Source organism: Viridibacillus arenosi (assembly GCF_001955655.1).
Taxonomy (GTDB): Bacteria; Bacillota; Bacilli; order Bacillales_A; family Planococcaceae; genus Viridibacillus; species Viridibacillus arenosi.
Genome location: NZ_MSPW01000020.1, coordinates 1 through 20,030 on the forward strand (window position 1 = coordinate 1; position 20,030 = coordinate 20,030).

At 35.1% G+C, this 20,030-nt stretch carries 12 protein-coding genes and 1 pseudogene; 1 reads left to right on the forward strand and 12 read right to left on the reverse strand.

The annotated features are described in order from the left end of the window. Positions 1-1,299 (reverse strand): annotated as a pseudogene (locus tag BK137_RS20845) (hypothetical protein); the annotation flags it as partial. Between the two features lie 357 nt (positions 1,300-1,656). Further along, positions 1,657-3,024 (reverse strand): S41 family peptidase, encoded by a 1,368-nt coding sequence (locus tag BK137_RS20850; protein ID WP_038179917.1) that lies wholly within the window; start codon positions 3,022-3,024, stop codon positions 1,657-1,659. 287 nt (positions 3,025-3,311) lie between these two features. On the opposite strand from BK137_RS20850, the gene BK137_RS20855 reads away from it, so the two are divergent. Next, on the forward strand, positions 3,312-3,863 hold the full coding sequence (locus tag BK137_RS20855) for a hypothetical protein (RefSeq protein WP_038179919.1): 552 nt from the start codon (positions 3,312-3,314) through the stop codon (positions 3,861-3,863). A gap of 351 nt (positions 3,864-4,214) precedes the next feature. Here BK137_RS20855 and BK137_RS20860 read toward each other — a convergent pair whose 3' ends face one another. The 10 genes from BK137_RS20860 to BK137_RS20895 all read right to left on the reverse strand — a co-directional run bounded on the left by BK137_RS20860 (position 4,215) and on the right by BK137_RS20895 (position 19,807). Then, on the reverse strand, positions 4,215-5,768 hold the full coding sequence (locus BK137_RS20860; protein WP_143691104.1) for an Ig-like domain-containing protein: 1,554 nt from the start codon (positions 5,766-5,768) through the stop codon (positions 4,215-4,217). A gap of 68 nt (positions 5,769-5,836) precedes the next feature. Next, positions 5,837-10,396: a S8 family serine peptidase gene (locus tag BK137_RS20865; RefSeq protein ID WP_051448574.1), complete on the reverse strand. Its 4,560-nt coding sequence runs from the start codon at positions 10,394-10,396 to the stop codon at positions 5,837-5,839. A 599-nt stretch (positions 10,397-10,995) separates the two neighbouring features. Continuing rightward, complete coding sequence (locus BK137_RS23040; protein WP_143691105.1) at positions 10,996-11,178, reverse strand: JAB domain-containing protein; 183 nt, start codon at positions 11,176-11,178, stop codon at positions 10,996-10,998. Positions 11,179-11,234: 56 nt separating this feature from the next. Further along, positions 11,235-12,542, reverse strand: coding sequence for a hypothetical protein (locus tag BK137_RS20870; RefSeq protein WP_038179923.1), 1,308 nt, complete (start codon positions 12,540-12,542; stop codon positions 11,235-11,237). 781 nt (positions 12,543-13,323) lie between these two features. Further along, positions 13,324-14,403 (reverse strand): hypothetical protein, encoded by a 1,080-nt coding sequence (locus BK137_RS20875; RefSeq protein WP_038179926.1) that lies wholly within the window; start codon positions 14,401-14,403, stop codon positions 13,324-13,326. Between the two features lie 265 nt (positions 14,404-14,668). Beyond that, the gene (locus tag BK137_RS20880) at positions 14,669-15,220 is read right to left on the reverse strand and encodes a hypothetical protein (RefSeq protein WP_038179927.1); all 552 of its coding nucleotides are present in this window, start codon (positions 15,218-15,220) and stop codon (positions 14,669-14,671) included. Positions 15,221-15,578: 358 nt separating this feature from the next. After that, entirely contained in the window at positions 15,579-15,875 is a 297-nt protein-coding gene (locus BK137_RS20885) for a hypothetical protein (RefSeq protein WP_038179929.1), read from the reverse strand. Positions 15,876-15,941: 66 nt separating this feature from the next. After that, positions 15,942-16,235 (reverse strand): JAB domain-containing protein, encoded by a 294-nt coding sequence (locus BK137_RS20890; RefSeq protein WP_327192111.1) that lies wholly within the window; start codon positions 16,233-16,235, stop codon positions 15,942-15,944. Between the two features lie 29 nt (positions 16,236-16,264). Further along, positions 16,265-16,390, reverse strand: a complete 126-nt coding sequence (locus BK137_RS22910) for a hypothetical protein (RefSeq protein WP_327192108.1) — start codon at positions 16,388-16,390, stop codon at positions 16,265-16,267. A 210-nt stretch (positions 16,391-16,600) separates the two neighbouring features. After that, complete coding sequence (locus tag BK137_RS20895; RefSeq protein WP_051448575.1) at positions 16,601-19,807, reverse strand: hypothetical protein; 3,207 nt, start codon at positions 19,805-19,807, stop codon at positions 16,601-16,603. Positions 19,808-20,030: the final 223 nt, after the last annotated feature.

The following is a 20,030-nucleotide window of genomic DNA, read 5'->3' on the forward strand; positions in this document are numbered from 1 at the left end:
TGCATCATATTGTAATTTAGCCGTTGTTAAATTGCTTGCAGAATGAATTGAATTATCAGCAGTATATTCAAGTCTTGCTAATTCATTTGTTGCTTTTGTAATTGCCGCTTCTTTTGCTTCATAGCGGTCAATCTCCACTTTTTGATCTGCTAATTTCCAATAATTCGTTCCAAAATCTGAAGTTGCTGCACCTTTCGCTCTTGCGGCATCTACTGCTGTTTTTGCTGCATCATATTGTAATTTAGCCGTTGTTAAATTGCTTGCAGAACGAATTGAATTAACAGCCGTATATTCAAGTCTTGCTAATTCATATGTTGCTTTATTAATCGCTACTTCTTTCGTATCTCTTCCTTCATAACGGTCAATTTCTCTCCACTGCGCTGCTAATTTCCAATAATTTACACCAAATTCTGACGTTACTGCTCCTCTCGCTACTGCGACATCAACTGCAACTTTTGCTTCGTTATATTGCCTTCTAGCATCTACTAAATTTGTTACATGATTAATTGTGTACACTTCATAAAATTTTAAAGCTTCTAATTTAGCTATCGCTTCGTTTATGACAGCATAATAACTACCTGGACCTGAATTTATAGTACCCGTTTGTCTTCCGTTATCTACTATAATTATTTGTCCACCTGGTATTGTAATCGTACCGTTTGCCACTCTTTTTCCGGCGTACCATAAACCATTGTATTGGATCACACCTTCATTTAATCTTGCACCATTGTACAAATCGCCCTCGAATATTCTAAGTACTGTATTCAATGCACCATTAATGTATAAATATCCAGTGTTCGGGTGAAGTCCTGTAAATGCCGTCCCATTTAAGTAAAATACGCCTTCATACGTACCATTTGCTTTTTTGCCATTTGAATAATATATGTCTACTACTAAACCTGTATAGGCTTTACCCTTTAAGTAGTAAGTCCCTTTATATGTGCCCGTTGCCTTTTTTCCATTTTTATAGTAAATCCCGCTTGCTATACCTGAATAAATTTTACCTTTTAAATAATATCTTTCTTTATATATACCAGTTGCCTTTTTTCCTTTTTTGTAATAAGTATTGCCTTTTGTACCAGTGAATAACTCTCCGTTTTTATATACTTTTCCTTTATAAGTAACCGTGCCTTTTACTACTTTTTTAGTAGCTTTAAAAACTAATATTCCATTAGAAATTTTGTAATTTGTTGCCGCTGAGGCATCTTCAGCTCCACCTACTACTGCACCTGTAATAATTGCCGCTCCTAACGATAATGATAGTAACGGTTTAATAAATCTCAAATTATACTTTCCCATTCTAATATCCCCCACTTTTCAACTACACATTATTTGAAAGCATACAACCAATCAACATTGACCAAATACGGTATTTTATGAATTGGCGAATGCAAAAATGCCTAATGTGTATATAATCATGTTCAAGGTTTAAATTAGATTGGAATTTAATCAGAATAGAATAATATTTGTTTATCCAGATTTTCAAAGTTACCCTGTTAGGCTTTAATGTTGTTTATTAGTTAGTAACAATAGTCCATATGAACTTTCAATAGTATTATGTATAGTTTGTTACAACAAAAAAACGTAGTCAGAGAAGACTGGCCATATTTAGCACATGTCTTTTCGACTACATATTTTAAAATGGTTAAGGTTGGCTTAGTTTGCAACCTTCATCTCGGCAAAGGCACCTGGAGATTTTTTTGTTTTGCTTTTTAAGACAACATAATATCTCGTGCCAGGTTTTAGCTTATCATTAGGTATTAGCTTCAATTGTTTGTTTGATGTTTTTTTAACTTTAATAGATTGTTGTTTCCCACCAATTTGCAGTAAAGATACTTTAGCATTTTCCATTGTGCTCCATTTCATCTTCGTACTACTTTTGATGGTGATTGTTTTCTGAGTTGCTTTTTGGCTAATGCTTGAGAGCTTGTTATAATCTTTCATTTGTTGTTTTAAGAAATCGCGATGGCTGTATTCTATTTCTTTACCAACTGGTGTTTTAACATTTGGGGTGATACCTTTTTTCTGTATTTTGGTGTAGTTTGGGCCCATGAATTCTCCGATGGTTAGTTTTAACTGGCTACCATCCTTTAAAGAAAATACTTGCTGCATAACACCTTTACCATATGTTGTTTGTCCGTATAATTTGGCTGCTTTTTGATCTTTTAGTGATGCTACTGTCATTTCAGAAGCGCTCGCAGAGTTGGCATCCATAGTAATTGATACGGGTGCATTCCATCTAATCTTTTGCTTTATCGGCTCTGTGTAGTAAGTTTCACTATCCTTATATTTAAACAAATAAGCTACTTGTGCTTTTGGAAATAAACCAATTACTTCTTCAGCTGCAGTAATGTAACCACCGCCATTACTTCTTAAGTCAAAAATCCAGCCTTTCATACCAGGCATTGATTTAATAGCCTTTTGAATTTCTTTGCTACTATTCTCCGCATAACTATTAAGACGTATGTACCCAATGTTACCCGCTAGTTTTTCGGTCTCAACATTAGGTATGTTGATGACTTTACGGATTAACGTCTTCGTAAATGTACTGTTTGTTTTTGAACGATATATGGTTAAAGTTACTTTGGTATTTTCTTTTCCCGTAATAAGCCCAATAGTTGTTTGAACTGCTTCTCCCGCCAAATTCTTACCATCGACTGCCTTGATAATATCTCCTGCAAGTATGCCCCCGTTAGCTGCGGGCCCCCCTTTAATAGCCGAGATAATTTTCAATCCATTAGCATGTTCTTCAATCGTCACACCGATTCCGACTAACTTCATATCAATCGAATTTGTAAAATCCTTATATTCCTCTTTGGTCATATAAACGGAATACGGATCAAGCTGTTTTGTTAAATCTCCGATTGAAGTACTATTTAACACTGATTCCGATACATTTGGATAATAGTATTTCTTCACTAACTGCTTCACTTCATCCAGTGGTTCTGCTGCATAAGCAACCGATGTCGTAAAGAAAACGCATAAGGCAATAAGGCTCAATACATAAATCCGTAGTTTCTTCATGGTATCCCTCTTATACTAGTAAGTTTATTATTTATTTTACCATTATATTGAAACTGATGATAGTTATGTAATATTAATATTCTACGACATTTCACAATACACTATGTTAATGTGGATTTGCTTGAGTAATGGAACTAAACACTAACAGAAAACAAACTGTTATGATGATACGGAAATCGATAGCTTTATTTAAATACAAAGACCAATAAATACCTTTTTTGACGTTCGAAGTCCAATATTATAAAATAAAAAAATACATATATTTCACAATAAAGGGAGTGATAACTATGAAATTTCTTACGCGTTTTCTATGTGCTTTTGTACTGCTCTTTTCAATAATTGCAGTTGTAGTACCAACTAATTCCCATGCGCAGAGCATTAAAGTAAACAAGTCATTTAAAAGTGCTGCAAAAAAAGGCAAACTTCTTGGTAATAAAGGCTATGTCGGTATGACTTATAAAGAATTGAAGACATCGGTACCTGGAAAAGCTATTATTGCCGAATCTGTAAATGTTTATAATGCTAAAAGAGGCGGTACTATGTATGGATTTGAACAATATAATCCACATACTGGTTCAATCTCGTTTAAAGTTAAAAATACTGATGATGTCGAGTACATTTCTAATAGTTATTCTGGTAAATTAACGCACAAACAAATGATAAAGTATTTTGGTCATCCTGTTGGTAATCGTACATATGGTACCAAAAACAAGCTTTATAAATCAGGTGTCTACTATATTGGCTTCCGTAGCTATAAATCGGGTAAAGGTTATATAACAGATATCGCGATTGGTACACGCGATATGATGGATTTAGCTGCATATTTTAATGGATACTAGTATCAAATAAAAATAGTTGAATATAAAGTGAGTTTTAAAAAAAGTGAAAGAATACTTAAAGAGCCAGCGATTCCACATAGTCGCCAGCTCTTTAGATTTACTAGCAGAAGGACTAAAACTTTAGAAAGAATCAAGGTATTTAAATCGTTCAATAAAAAACGTAGCTATAAAAGGCTAGGTAACTTCACCCTTTGCCTTTATAGCTACGTATTTAAAAGGTACTGAATACTAAACAAAAACTCAATTATTTTTGATTATTGAAATTAAAGGATTTATCTTAGCAAATCTTCACTTAAGAATTCACTTCACATGATATTCCTCTTCATTTCAAATCACTATATTTCATTCTTCTTATTTTTTTACAGTAATCACTTTTGCTTTGCCTACATTACCTGACTTGTCTTTTGAATAAATTGATAACTTCGTATTCACTTTCTGTTTTTTAATAGCGACTGAGAAAGTACCTTTCTTTGATACTGTCGCTGATCCAATAATCTTATTGCCAGCTTTCACATAGACTTTTGAACCAGCTTCAGCTTTCCCAGTTACCTTAGTAGATGTTGTTCTCAATGAATTTACTGAAGGTGTTTTTGGTGCAGTCTTGTCTATTACTGTCATTTTCTGAGAAGCACTTGTATTTCCTACATCATCTGTTGCATTAAGTGTTAGGATAGTACCTGCTTTTTGAGAATTGATATTGATAGAAAATACACCGTTTTTATCCGAATAACCTGTACCGATATATTTCCCTCCAGCTTTGATAGTTACTCTCACTTCAGCTTCTGTCGTTCCTTTTACTTTACGGTCTTTGTCAGTGACTGTCTTGACAATTGGTTTCTTTGGGGGTGTTTTATCCTCGACTATAATCGTTGTTTCCGAGCTAACTTTATCAGAAGCGCTTGCCGTTACATAAAGAACTGTTCCTGCTTTAATCTTCACATTCAATGAAATAGCAAAAGTGCCATCGGCTTTAGTAACAGCTTGCGCAAAGAAATTATTTTTATCCGTTACTGTTACCTTTGTACCTGCATCCGCTGTACCTCTAATTTCCATACTTTCAGATGTTACTACATTGACTTCTGGGGCATGTGGAGTCACTGTTGGGTCAGGAACAGGTGTTGGATCCAACGGAATCGTTGGAACTGGATCTGGTTTTGGTGTTGGTACTACAGGTGGTGTTGGATTTGGATCTGGTTTTGGTGTTGGATCTGGTGTAGTTTTTGATGAAACCAGTTCAAAAGCATTTGTTTTTGCAGTAATACTTTTATCTGCCAGGCTAACTGAAGCTGTGTACATGCCTACTTTAGATTTTGAAGAGTCAAAACTAAAGCTATATGTCCCATCTTTAGTTGTTTTGACCGTACTCTCTGTATTTACTTTTACGCCTTCTCTTTCAATAATAATATCAACAGTCTCATTGCTGACAGGTTTATTATCAAGCGTCACTTTTCCAGTTAGTTGGACCTTATCTCCAATTTCATATTTAGATTTATTACTTTGCACACTTATGCTCTTTTTTGAAACTGGATTTGTATTTGTTAATTCAAAATTTGAATAAGCAGGCGTTGCATTCTTTGCAGTAATTTGAATCGTATAAGATCCACTCTCGTATTTCTTAGGAGATATAGTTTTAAATATGTTGCCGTTTCCATCCATTTCAGAATCTTTCCATTGGTAGGTTTCAACGACTGTACTCCCTTTCTTTACTTGCATAAGGGGAGCCGTACCCGTTCCTGCTTTTCCGTCCTTTAATACCACTCCCGATATATTTATCTTATCTCCCGAAGTATATTGTGAAGCATCAGTATTTACTGTAATCGTTACACTACTAGCTGCTAAGGCGGGAAAAACTGCATTTAAAAATAAGAAAGTAGCAATTAAGCTTGTGATTAGGCTTTTTTTCAAAACATTCACTCCCATATTCGTAGATAAGAAGTAGGGAGGCAGTTTCTGCCTCCCTATTATTCTTTTTTTTAGTTAACTGTAAATGATTCGAGGTTGCTTGAATCTGCTAGTGGAATTGGATTTTCATCGTTATCCCATACAAACACTTCTACTGTATATTTACCTTTATCAAATGATTCTAACGGGATATCTACTCCAAAACTATTTCTTGATTTGCTATTAATCTCTTTCGATTTCACTTCTTTAAAGTAAACAACTGCACCATCTTCATCTTTGACTTGGAAGGCTACTGTAGGATTCAACTTGTTTTTCCCCTGGTTTTTAATGTTTGTTTTGATGCTTACACTGCTTTCTGTTGTGAAGGATGTAGCCTTTTCACCGTTTGAATCACGTGTTGAAAGGGATTCAACATTTACAAAATAATTTGAAACGGTGAAATTAGTTTCTAGCTTTTCACTTTCAGCACTACCAGCTGCACCTATTAATAATTTGTAACTACCACTCTCAGCCAAAATATTCGGTGTAAATGTAGCTTCATATTTTTCGCCTTCAGCAGTATCTAAATCTATTACATTTCCTTTTGGATCAATTACTTTTGCTTCCCACGTAATTGATTCCGTAGCTTCTGCAACAATGTTAGCTGGATTTTCAACTGTTACATCGCCACCGCCATTTGAAATCTCTACTGATTTTACAAATGGTGCATTTAGGGCTGCCCCTTTATAAATAGCTATCGTTTTCTTAGTCACATGACCCGCAAGATCTGAAACTTCGAAGACAATATCATTTCTACCTTCGTCTAATACTAACTGAACTTGTTGCTCGTGAGTTAGTGCTCTCATTTCATATGGCTCATTGAATTCATTTGTATATTCTTCACTGCCATTTACTAATAAGCGTAACTCATCAAAGTTATCTGCAACAGTTACTGTAACAATAGGATCTCCATCTTTTGTTGTTTCAGCAGGTTTTTCACTTTCAGTAGTATCATTAGGATCCTTACTTTCAGTTCCTTCATTAGTAATTTCACCTTCTGAAGCGGTAATAGGATCTTTACTTTCAGTTCCTTCATTCGGTTCTTTGCCATCATTAGGGTCTTTACTTTCTGGCTCTTCAGTAGAATCTTTACCACCAGTAGATACGAAATTATTAGCTGGTAGGTTACTTACAGAAAGACTAGGTGCCTGCGTATCAATAATTACTTGTCTTCTAAATTCAATTTTATTACCAACTTTATCGGCACCTGCAATGAAAATGTCATGCACACCATCTTCTGTGAATGTAATATGTGTTGCAAATTCATGTTTTTTTGTGACTTCATTGTATTTTAAAACTACATCTTGTTCTGTAGGGTTTAATTTATCGCCCTTGATTTTCAAATACTCTACTTGTGATGCATCTGTTACATAGCCAGTAAAAGGTACTTCGCGTGTATCATAAACGCCCAGGGCTTCCGGTGTGTCAGATACGATATAAGGAATTGTATTGTCTCCTGGGCTTGACGTCTCTTGTCCACTATTATTAAACGCATAATCATATGCAACAACCTTAACGTTATCTTTAACATCAAATTTCTGTAAGTCTAATTTAAACGCATTGCTTGTACCAGGATTTACCGAACCTAAGAGTTTATTATCTAAATAGATCTCAAGATATTGTAATCCACTTCCTTTATTATCAGTAGCATTGAATGAAAGGATGCCCGTTTTGTTACTGAAGGCAATGTTTGATACAACCGGTGCTGTGTTATCAACAATAACAGGGATTTTAGTTACTTGTTGTTCTTTACCTGCAAAATCAACTAGTGTTTTTACTTGATAATAATATGTTCCGTCTGCTGCTATTTTATTATTCAGTTTCCCATCCCATTTTGTATAAGATGATTTATATGAATAAATAGAATTGTTGCTCTTCCCATTATGATAATTTTTGCGTTGCTCTTTATCAGTTCGAAGCTTGCGCAAAACTTTGCCGCTTGTATCGGTAATCGTATATTCCACTGTTTTACTGTTTCGCAAGAATGAAAGCACAGGTGCTACTGATTCATTTTCACCATCTCCATTTGGAGAAATAGCAATTAACTCTTTGCTGTATTTTTTAGTAAATGGATTGTATCCAAGATAACTCCCTTGATCATCTACTATTCCTGAAACGTCATAATAAGAGCCTGTGTCATAAATCATTTGATCTAAAACTGGCGGCTTATTCCAATCTCCTTTAAAGCCTAGGTATGGAATTGATAAATCTGGAAAGACGACATCTTGTGATTCATTTGTAAGCGTGATAAACCCTTCAACAAAGTAGCCATTCTTTTGGATGCTTTCTAATTCTGTTTTTGCATTTGAAAGGTCTATTTCAACAGTAATATCTTTAGATTCCCCTGCAAATAAGGTAATCTTTGGCGTACCTATTTTTACTACTGCGCCTTTAATAACTTGTTCCTTCAAAGCATTTGTTGCTGAAGTTCCTGAACCTTGCGTTGCATCAGTTAAAACAGATGCGCCTACATTATAAGTTGCATCTTCTTTGCTGAAGTTGGTAGCTGTAACAGTCATTTTGAACTTGTCAGTACCGATTTCCTTCAACTCAACTTTACCTTCACTTGTACCCTTTGCTTCTACAAATACTGGCGTTGTGACTGCAGCATTCAATTGCATTAATCCTGCACCTTGAAGTCTTGGTGAGTAAGGAATATTGTCATTTGATGATTCCGTAACAATTTTCGCTGTATTCATAAGCAATGTTTTTGCGCGTTTCACTTTTTCTACACCTTTTAAACCTGGGAATAATTCTTGAACTTTTTCCAATACAAGTGCTGCACCACCTGATACATGCGGGGCTGCCATTGATGTCCCACTCATGACACCATACTTATCATCATTAAAAGTAGAATAGATTTGTCCGCCTGGAGCAGTAATCTCTGGTTTCATTTCAAGACTCGGAGTGACACCCCAAGAACTAGTAGCTGCCATTTGCCCCTTAGAACCATTAACAACCGTAGTCATTTTTCCATTAAAGTTTACTTTCCCTGTGCCGCCTGCTGCTTTGATTTTTGTTTCTAAAGTGGTACCATCTGCTACACTTAAAGAAACAAGTGGAATTGTTGGGCTATTTAGTGCCATGTTTACGTAATCGCCATGTGCTGCAGTTCCTCTAATAATGACACCTACTGCACCTGCTTTTTCAGCTTGAGCTTGAATTTCTCCATAGTTTGGATTCGCTGCTGTTCTGACTGCGAATACTACTTTCCCTTTTACTTCTTTACCTTTATATTGTGCTGCACTTCCATCGCCAACATAGACAACATCTTTTTCAGGCGATTTCCCAAATACTTCTAGAGGTATTGGGGACGCCTGCGTTTTATAAGCGATTGGCAACGTTTCTTCCCCTATTTTCAATGTCATTTGATCTAATGTGATTTTATCATTCTCAATGGAAGCTACTGATATTGAATTGGTGGTAAGCCCAGGAGCACCCACTAAACCAATATCAGGATTTGAAGCTAACGGATTTTCTCCGTAATTATAGCTAAACTGACTAGAGTTACCAGCCGAAATAGACATTAATACTCCATTTTCAACAGCTCTTTCTACGGCTTTTTGCTCTAAACTATTTGAATCAACAAAGCCTGCCGTTGAGCCTAAACTCATATTCAATACATCTGCACCAAGAATAATTCCGTCATCAATTGCTTTAATATAAATATCTCCAAAAGTCGATGGCATTGCTTGGTCATTACCAAACACTTTGAGTGCTAGTAATTGAGCTTGTGGAGCTACACCTTTTAGTCCGTTACCTGTTTCGTCACCATTTGCTCCTACTGTGCCTGCTACGTGCATTCCATGCATTGTAGCGTCAGGGCCAAGATCACGAATTTCTTTGTTTTTATCAGCGTAGTTGTAACCATAAGGAACCTTCAAAGAGTAATATTCACCAGGAAGATTATTATTTTTTACAAAATCAGCTACTTTTCCTGATGTCAATTTATGTTTGGCATCATCTTTTAAAACCATATCATCATGAGTATTATCAATTCCTGTATCAATGATTCCTACAACCATGCCTTTCCCATCATAACCAGCATTCCATGTTTGAATGGCTTCCACCATGTCTTTACTTGATAGCATTGTAGGTTTTACAGTTGGTCTTTCGTACTCATTAACAATGCTCACTGATTCAACATTCGGCAATTTTTCAAGATCCTCTATTTCGCCAAATTCTATCTCTCCACTGACTCCATTGACGACAGTAGTGAAGGTATTTTCCACATCAAAATCAATCTTTTTTGTTTCCACTTCTGTTATGAATTCTGATTGTTCTTCTTTCACAGTGTTTTGTAATTCTGTTTTCTTTTCTTTTGCTAAATCTTTATATCTTATACCTCTTTTAGTAGAGTAAGAGATGGCCGGGGCTCCTTCCAACTCAACTATTACCCTAACAGTGTCACTATCCTTATACTCATTCGTGGCTTCGTTAATTTTTTTGTTCGATTTTTCAATCTTCACAAGTTTGTCGAGATCACTTGTTTCAGCTTTTGCAAAAGATGTGCTAAACGCAGCATTTGAAACAGTTAATAAAGAAACTAAACCAATAATCGCACTCTTTCTCAGTTTTTGAATTTTCTTCACTCGTTTCTCCCCTTTTTCAATTAGTGAAATAATAAACCCCCGCTCCTCTCTACTTAGAATAAAACCTAGTAAATTAAACTATTTTACTAGGTATCCAAAATGTATCATTCGAAATTTAGCTAGTAAATAGCGAAGCTTGTAGTATTTTGAATATTCTAAAATATATTTTAATGCATTAAAATATCTCTTTTTTATTTATTTTCTGTTTAAATTCATATAGTTAAGTAATGTTTTAGATTGAATACTTTAAAAGGAAAATATCAGAAAGTTATCACAGAAAATATACAACTATTAGAGGGTTTTCTCCCATCATCGCTGTTTTTCAACATTATAATTAGTTCTGTATTTTCGACATGACTATTGTTTCTTAATAACTATTTGATTGACTTAAACACTTCCTCTTTTTGATTTCTGTTACATAGATAGCTACTATTACCGCATGTCATCTATAGTTGTAACTAGTGGCCATTATCTACATGCTTTGTGAGATACATCACGCTTTTCTTTCATAGTTCCTTTCTCAAATATAAAAAGCCTTTACTCCTGTTAGAAGGAATAAAGGCTCTTAATTTATTGCTATAAGATTAATTATTTGAAGGTTAGGTTATTAAAGTTGATCTTTTTAGTAATTCTATATCCTCTGGTGACGGATTGACATGTCCAGAGGGATGATTATGATATATATTTGAAATCTCACTTATTACAGCAAGCAAAAACCCCTTACCCTCCGAAGAGACTAGGGGATAATTTGTTTCAATTGTTTCAACTAACATGAAAATCATGATTGGTTGGTTGGCACTGATTGATAATTATAATTATTCGAGAATAACTGTACTATCTATTCAAAGAAATCGGCTTTATTTACACCATCAATAATAATATTCCCTGTACTTGATGTTGAGGTGATTTTAAATTGTGCTGCACTTACTTTTTCAGCTTGAGCTTTTACTCCAGTGTTCATTAAACGATTATTTATATGATTCACCAGATCATCGATTTTCACAAAATTGGATGTTAGTTGAATATTTGCCGTAGTTGTGCCGTCACTAATTGTAAATGTTCGATTTTTTGAGGTATCCGTATCTGTTCCTAGCCCAGAGGATTGCTCAAAGAAGTACGACCAATCTGCACCTTCTAATGTAAATGATGAAGCAGCACCCGGTTGGAATGCGCTAATTTGGAACGTATCTTCAAATCCAAAGGCCGCAATTGGGCGATTCAATATACCATTTGCTCCGTCTTTTTTATAATAGAAATCTTGAATGTGACTCTCTACAACACTGCCCATTGATACTCCTTTAGAAAAATCTGTCGAAAGTGCCCATGAAACATAAATTGGTATACGATCTGATCCAATGACAATAGTAAAGTCTTTTCTATTACCAGTAAAATCACTTAATGTAACAGGTTTACTAACGAGTTTTGCTTGAGTTCCGTTTACAGTTGAATAGTCAAAATTCGTGATCATTTTACTTGTGATAGCCATTGGAACTACAGTTACGGTGAATGTACCTGCTTTAATTACTTGTCCATCTTTTTTCACTTGAACAGTAATTGTAATTGGCCCCCCCAACGCAACACCTGTTACTATAGCGGTTCCACTAGGGTCATTAGATACAGTAGCTGCAACTTTCGTTGAATCACTAGATGTGAGGACGAGCGTTTCATCATTTTCAAGGTTGATATGATTACTTCTATCAACCCCAGTGCCAGTTACTGTTACATTTAGCAATCCTGTTAATGCTGTCACTTTACTATTTTCAAAGGCAACTACCGCTAAATCTAATGCAGCTTTTGCATCAGCTAATTGTTGGGTTGTTTTGTTTGCAGAATTTGTTACAACTAATTGTGCAACATCAATGGCTTCTTTTAATGTCGCTTTTGAGCCTTTTACATTTTGACCGATTTCTACTCCTTCTTCCATATTCTTGTAAAGATTTGTTGCTTCTGTAATAGCTGTAGTTAGTGCAGTTGTATCTCCTGCTTTAATGATTTTGCCCTCAAAATTTGTTAAGGCGCTAACTAATGCTCCGGTCGCTGCATCTAATTGAGCTTGCGTTTTATTAACTCTGTCATCATAGACACTTTGAGCTATCGTTATAGCTGTAACTAAAGTATCTTTATCTACTTGGGTTACCTGCCCCACTCCTATTCCTACAGTCGTTCCTTTTAAAACTGCAGTTGCCCTACTTATTTTTTCATTCAGAATAGTTGCATTTGTACTATTCTCGTCTTATACCACATTTATGGTAGCTTTCGAATCGAGCCTTCACCATGCAGGCGGCTTTCACCGCACATGGCGATCTATCAATGGTCATTTTCATTCATGAAAAATATAAATGTGATTGAAAACTACCATAGACTGGGTTCCTTCGCTCCTACATGTTTTATCCTCCTCATATGTTGCCATACAAGTACTAGCGGCATGTGATCAACACTACTATGAACCCGCAGCCATTCTCTTAGCTTTGTCGGTGCTGATTCACCTCTTCAAAGAGAACTTCAAACGTTCCGTTATTTCCATCCCTAATTTTGACAGCCTTAGGTTTCCACTATTCAGGTGTGAGAATGGTTAGTTTAACAGTCAATTATGCTAACCACCAATACATCATTTCTTATATAAGGATGAATATCGAACTCCTAGCATTTCGCGCTATTCACTACCTCACCCTGCCTACATGGATTCGTCCGCCTAACCATAGCTGTCTTTTAAAGAGCCCCGCCTCAATTCTTCGAGTACGACTTCACCTGACTTAACCCCTTTTGCGTATCAGCGCATCACTGGATCCAGGAGGATTAGGCACTTGCATAAAAGACTGTTTCGCAAGGATAGGGATTTCACCTATCAATTAGAAAGTAACAGTTAGAAATAATCAATCATTCCCACTTTTTTCACTAGTTTATTAGCTTATAAAGTAACGTTTCGTTTAATTTTTTTGAGGAGTCGTATATTTTGTAATTGTACCAATAGTAATCGAACCATTTGCATTTACTGCCACTTCAATTGTTGCTTTCTTATCATCAGTTGCAATTGTGATGATTGAAGTCCCAACTGAAATAGATGTCATGGCAATTTTACCATCTGTAATTTTTACTGTTGCCACTTTTTCATTACTTGAAGAAACTGAAGTTCCTACCAATCCTAATTTATCTACATTATTAGCAATGTCACTATTTATCGTAGATGTAAATGTTATTTCTCCAGTACCACCTGAAGATGATCCACCACCTGTAGAACCAGAACCTGGTGTAGTATCAATACCATTAGTAACTATAATTGTTTTTCCATTTGGTAATGTAATAGTACCGTTTGCAATGCTAGCATCTTTGTACCATTTACCATCTACTTGGACAACGCCTTCATTTAACTTGCTTCCATTATAAAGTTGTCCTTCAAATAAAGTTAAACCTGTGTTTACTTTTGCACCGTTATAAAGCTGCTCTTTAAATACAATTAGGCCTGTGTTTAATAATCCATCGATGTAAAGATTATTTGAAGTTGACTGGATGCCTGTAAACACTTTACCCGCTTCATAATATTTTCCTCCATATATGCCAGTCCCCTTTTTACCACGCTTATAGTAAACACCGGCTTTTAGACCTGTAAATACTTTACCTTTTGAATAGTACATTCCTTTGTAAGAACCCGTTGCTTTTGCTCCTGCTTTGAAGTAGATGTTATTCTTCACGCCAGTATACACTTTACCATTTGAATAGTATTTTCCTTTGTATATATCTGTCGCTTTTTTACCGCTTTTGTAGTAAACACCGGCTCTTAGACCCGTTAGAGCTTTACCGTCTTTATAAACTTTACCTTTGAATATTTTTGTACCCTTTACTACTTTACCGGTTAGTTTTGAGATTAGCTTTCCTTTCGAGATTTTGTAGTTTGAAGAACTTGCTGCCTCCACACTATTAATAGGTACTGCAATGGTACTTGTTAATAAAACTGCCCCTAACGCTACTGAAGTTAAAGCTTTAACCTGCTTTAAATTGTTTTTCTGCATTATCCCACCCCTTTCAAAACTTTTATAGGATTAACTACTCATTAAAATTCCAAATAGTTTTACCATTCTCAATTATCTAACAATTAGTCTATTTAATCTATACAATAATCTGTAATTCAAAAAATTTTGTTATTCGTATACTTAACTATTAACGTCCTAACTGCGTGAGTTTTACTTATTCATTATTTTATAGATAGACAAATGATAAAATGAAAAAACCTAACCTCCAATGAGATTAGGTTCTTTCAATAAGCGCACACTTCAATCAATCTTTGTAACGTTGAATTAATTGATATTTGATTTTTCCATTTTCCGTTTCAAGCACTTTTCCGTAACCTTCAACGAAATAGTCGTAATGTTTGGCACTTGCTTTGCCAATTTGTACTTTGATTGCATTCGGAAATGTTCTATAAGGTGTTTTCGCATTTGCTTTTGTAGATACAATTTTACGTGTTTCTTTTTCATCATAGCTATTTATAGTTGTCCATTGTTTGTTTTTCTTTACAGGTAGGGCTAACAATTTACTTTTAGTCGTTTGCCATTCATAATATCCGGTTGCCGTCTGCTTTTCATAAGAAAAGCTACCTCCCATTGCAGAAGATATCATCCACATTGTTCCTTCTTTTGTGTTTTCAGCATACTCATACCTAAAATTAGATTTCTTTTCAGACGTATCCATGTCTAGATCTAGATAATAGCTATACGAATATTTCGCGTTATGTATGTAACTTGTTTTAGCACTTGCCTCCGTTGTGCATATGCATAAGAGTACAAATACTCCTAAAACTGCTGATACAAATTGCATCCATTGTTTCATATACTCACTCCTCTTCTACTCCTATAACATATAAGTAGGTATTATTATATAATTTTATCATAAAAATTGTTAATATATTAGATAATTATACTCACAAATTATTCATATAAGATTGTCATTGACCTAATGAACCTAAAGCTGTGATAACTGCCACTGCAATGGATACGACTATTTTTTCAATCATCTAATTACACCTCCTTTCTTCACTCACGACAGTTATATAATAATGTCGTCAGTTTTTAGGCACGCCAAATAAGCACATACTATATATCCCATGTACTTTCCTGTTTCTATACCAACCCCATTTACTTATGTCGTGAGATTCTTGTTAGAAATGTCGTGAGTTTCCCTGCTCAAATCATTGAGTCGGTTCTTCAATTACTTCTCCATTTTTCATCCATATAGTACTTAATAGTTCAGAATTTTCATACAATGTTATATCGATCATTAAGTACTCATCGCCTTTTTCATCTATAAAATTAACGGATGAAACGAGAACTTCATCTGGTAAATTCTTTATTACATCTTCTGTTATTAAATTTGTATCCAATTCATCTCGATATAACTCTATTGTTTCATAACCAACATCCTTCAAATCAATCTTTTCATTCATCATCTTTTCTAAAGCTTGTAAAAAGCGTCCTAGAGTCGTCATCTTATCCACCCTCCCTTTCAATCACATTCTGTATTAGACGCACATTTCTAGCTATTTTCATGCCTTTTACATGTATCCTTTCTCTCTAAAAGATAGATAACTATCTTCACCTAAAATGATATGATCCAATAACTCTATTCCAACAATCTCACCTACCTCTTGCAACCTCTTGGTTACTTCTATATCCTCTGGTGAAGCATCTACATTACCACACGGATGATTATGACAAACCATTATACTAGCCGCATTCGTCAATATAGCAGGTTTAATTACCTCCCTTGGATGAACAATACTAGCGTTTAGACTACCAATATGAACTGTATTCAAATGAGTTGGCTCATTCTTAGTATTCAAACACATCACTAAGAAATGCTCTCGATCTACTTCACCTAAAACAACTCTGCACCATCTTTGGGCGACTTTACTTTACGATTACTGTACATCAATGACCTTTCCTTCACTAACTGCACACGTACAATATCTACTCGTTTAGAAACCTTTTTACCTTCCATCATGTTTCATTCCTCCTCCAATAAAAACAGCCCTAATACCAATGGTATTAAGGCTTCTGATTCAATCATGATTATGATATATATTTGAAATCTCACTTATTACGGCAAACAGAAACCCCCTAATCTCCGAAGAGATTAGGGGGTTTAACAGAATCAATCGTTCAAACTAACGCGAAATTTATGTTAGATTAGAATGCTCTGACCTTCAATAAATTAAGGAGTTACAGTTACAGTTACATCTACACGATCAGTTTTAGTAGCATCTGATTTATCAGTAATAACTACTGTGTATACTCCTGCTGATTTTTCAATTACTGCTAATGTAACTTTTGCTGAATCTACTTTTGCTTTTAAAGCAGTTGTTACAGTTGCTACATCATTTGTTGAACCTGCAGGTAATGCAAGTGTAGTACCAATTGCAGCTTTTGCTGTTTCTACATCAGTAAGAGTTACAGTTACAGTTACATCTAAACGATCAGTTTTAGTAGCATCTGATTTATCAGTAATAATTACTGTGTATACTCCTGCTGATTTTAATACTACTTGTAATGAAACTTTTGTTGTATCAACACCAGTTTTTGCTTCTAGTGCAGTTTTTACAGTTGCTTCATTATTTGTTGAACCTGCTGGTAACGCAAGTGTAGTACCAATTGCAGCTTTTGCATCGCCTACATAATTTGTAGTAGATACTGTAGCAGTTACAGTTGTAGTTATACTAGAAACTGTGTTAGCTTTATCAGCAATTGTCACTGTATAAGTGCCTTTTGTTGCTGTTTCTACTACGTTTAAAGTAACTTTATTAGTATCAACTTTTGCATTTAATGCAGTTTTTACAGCGGTTGCGTCATTAGTTGCACCAAATGGAAGTACTAATGAAGATCCGATTGCTTTTTTAGCATCTGAAATTGCAGTAAATGTTGATTCTAAATCTGTTGCATCATCAATTACTTTTGCTACAGAAATTGAATTGATAGTTGTGTTATTTTGAACAGCAGCAAATAGAATATTTACTACATGTTCTTGAGCAGCATCTGATAAGTCATTGTAATTAGCTACTGCTTCTAAAGCTTTTGCAATTTCTTCTTTTTTAGTAGCAGCTTTGATTTTAGCTACAACTTCTGAAGATACTACTGTATTTGCATCTGTAACAAAGTTAATTGTTACATCTTTACTTGGTAGACTTACTTGAGAAGCAGATGCATCAACTTTTACTACTGCTTTTTCATCTGATGTTACATCAAGTTTTGCTACACCACTAGAAGCAACTACTTTAAATGATTTAGAAGTACCTTGTTTTACAGTGTAAGATTCTCCAGCTACTGATGGAGTAACATTTGTACCACTTACTGTAACATCGCCAAATTGAGCATGTACAGTATATGTTGCAGTGTAGTTACCAGTACCGCCATCATAACTTAATGCGTATGGGAAACCATTTTGATCTACTGATTGGTATGAGAATGTTGCTTTAGTACCAACTTTAACTTCTTTATCAGCATCGTTTACAGTTAATTTTGCATCGTTAACTGTTGCTTTTAGGAAGTAAGTAGTTTCCCCTACTAATTGTAAATCATCTGAATCAAGAGTAGCGTTAGCTGTTCCGTTATCAGTAAATACTGTTGGTGTTGCAAAGTCATTAATAGCACCAGTTAATTTAAATGTTGCTTCGCCGTTATCACCAACTGTGATAAGTTTTCCAGCTCCGTAAGAACCAATTGTAGAACCATTGATTGCTACAGTAGATAAGCTTGATACTTCACCTTTTTTGAATGTTACATAGGCTTTAGTACCTTTAGTAGCTAATTTACCATCTTTATCTGTAACAGTTACTGTGTAAGAACGTCCACCATCACCAATACCGTTTGCATTTTTAGCAGCTGCGTTAGCAGTACCATTTGCTACAACTTTAAGTGATTGAGTGAAAGATTTATCAAATGTTACAGCAGAAGCTTGTGCTTGTAATTCTGTAGTTTCTAGTTTGTTGTTTCCATTGTAATTAGCAGTTGATCCAGCAACAGGGTATTTACCGTCAGCAAATACAATTGGAGTTACAGTTCCATTAGAACCTGATACTGTGAATGTTGCGTTACCTGAAGCATCAAGTTTGATTTGTGCATATTGAACACCGCCAGTAGTTACTTGCCACGGAGTAATATCACCAGATAATGCTGTAGTTTCATTACCTACACGGTTAGCATCTACAACTTTAATATCACGAACTAATTTATCTGGAGTTACACCAACGTTTTCTTTGAAAGTAACGTTTACATATCCGTTTGCATTTTCAGCTGATGAGATTTTGTAAACTTTTTTACCACCGTTAGCAAATGAAGTACCTGTAGTTACATCTGCAACAGTTAAACGTTCAGTGTTACCCCAGTATACTTTAGCCTGAGTAGTTTTTACTGAAGCATTACCAGTTGGGTATGCTTCTACAATATCTTCAGTACCTGCTACATATTGAGTGTAAGAGTAAGAAGCTACACCGTTTGCATCAGTGAATACTTCAGCAGTAATTTTCTTACCGAAGTTACTGTTAGAAGTATCAGCAGAGTTAGTGATGTTGAATGTTACAGCAATACCCTCTTTAGAAGATCCAGCTGGAACGTCAACTTGAGTTTGTACTGTTACTTCTTTACCAATTATACCTTGTAGAGAAGATTTAACGTTTTTGATTGCAGTAGCTTGTACATTAGAAACACCTTTGAATGTACGTGATTTCACGCCATCAAGTGCTACAGTGTAAGTTTTACCGCCAGTTTGAGCAGCAGTTGTTAAAACGATAACTTTATCGTCAGTTTGTTTAACTGCAGCGTTAGTAACTTCTAAGCCTTCGATTTTGAAACGTCCAGCTGAGATATCGCTAGCTTTTTGAGCTTCTGCGAATGTTACTTCAACAGTTGTGTTGTTAATAGCTTTAGCTGCATCAACTACAGTTTTAACTACAACACCGTTTTTGTATAGTTTTTCTACGCCTTTGTAAGTTTGGATCCCGTTAGCGTATTTACCTTTGATAAATAGTTTACCAGAGTTTTTACCAAGACCTGTTAGTAATTTACCATCTTGGTACCATTTTTTAGAAGAACCGCTTCCTACCCAGCCGCTACCTTTTTTACCAGCTTTGTAGTATACGTTTTTGTAAAGGCCAGTGCCTTTTTTACCTGATTTGTAATAAGTATTTTTGTAAAGACCAGTGAATTTCTTACCGTTCTTGTAAAGAACACCTTTGTAAGATTTGTAACCTTTCACCGCTTTACCTGATTTTGCAGATACTAATTTACCTTTAGATACTTTTACAGTTGCTGCTTTTGCGAAAGCTGTATCAGCAGCACCAGATACTGCGAATGATCCTGTTAATACTGCTGCACCGATTGCTAGTGATGCGACAGGTTTTACAAATTTTAGATTGAATTTACCCATTTTTAAAAAATCCTCCCTTATTGGATATGATTAGCATTTCGCTGTTTTTGTTTTTCATCAGCTAATCATGCTTAAGCCTAATTATCGTTTATAAATAGGAGAATTTCCACCCTTTTTTCTTCCATAGATTTGTAGTTATTCGTTACTTTAATACTATAATGCTATGTTTATCAAAATTATTAGTAAAATTGAGAGATTTTAGCAATTTATTACAAAACCTATG

What these genes read in the sequence shown, in the direction of transcription:
- BK137_RS20850 (WP_038179917.1), bottom strand. Translation starts at nt 3,024, where the DNA reads ATGAAGAAACTACGGATTTATGTATTGAGCCTTATTGCCTTATGCGTT.
- BK137_RS20855 (WP_038179919.1), top strand. Translation starts at nt 3,312, where the DNA reads ATGAAATTTCTTACGCGTTTTCTATGTGCTTTTGTACTGCTCTTTTCA.
- BK137_RS20890 (WP_327192111.1), bottom strand. Translation starts at nt 16,235, where the DNA reads ATGTGTTTGAATACTAAGAATGAGCCAACTCATTTGAATACAGTTCAT.
- BK137_RS22910 (WP_327192108.1), bottom strand. Translation starts at nt 16,390, where the DNA reads ATGATGGAAGGTAAAAAGGTTTCTAAACGAGTAGATATTGTACGTGTG.
- BK137_RS20875 (WP_038179926.1), bottom strand. Translation starts at nt 14,403, where the DNA reads ATGCAGAAAAACAATTTAAAGCAGGTTAAAGCTTTAACTTCAGTAGCG.
- BK137_RS20885 (WP_038179929.1), bottom strand. Translation starts at nt 15,875, where the DNA reads ATGACGACTCTAGGACGCTTTTTACAAGCTTTAGAAAAGATGATGAAT.
- BK137_RS23040 (WP_143691105.1), bottom strand. Translation starts at nt 11,178, where the DNA reads ATGATTTTCATGTTAGTTGAAACAATTGAAACAAATTATCCCCTAGTC.
- BK137_RS20880 (WP_038179927.1), bottom strand. Translation starts at nt 15,220, where the DNA reads ATGAAACAATGGATGCAATTTGTATCAGCAGTTTTAGGAGTATTTGTA.
- BK137_RS20895 (WP_051448575.1), bottom strand. Translation starts at nt 19,807, where the DNA reads ATGGGTAAATTCAATCTAAAATTTGTAAAACCTGTCGCATCACTAGCA.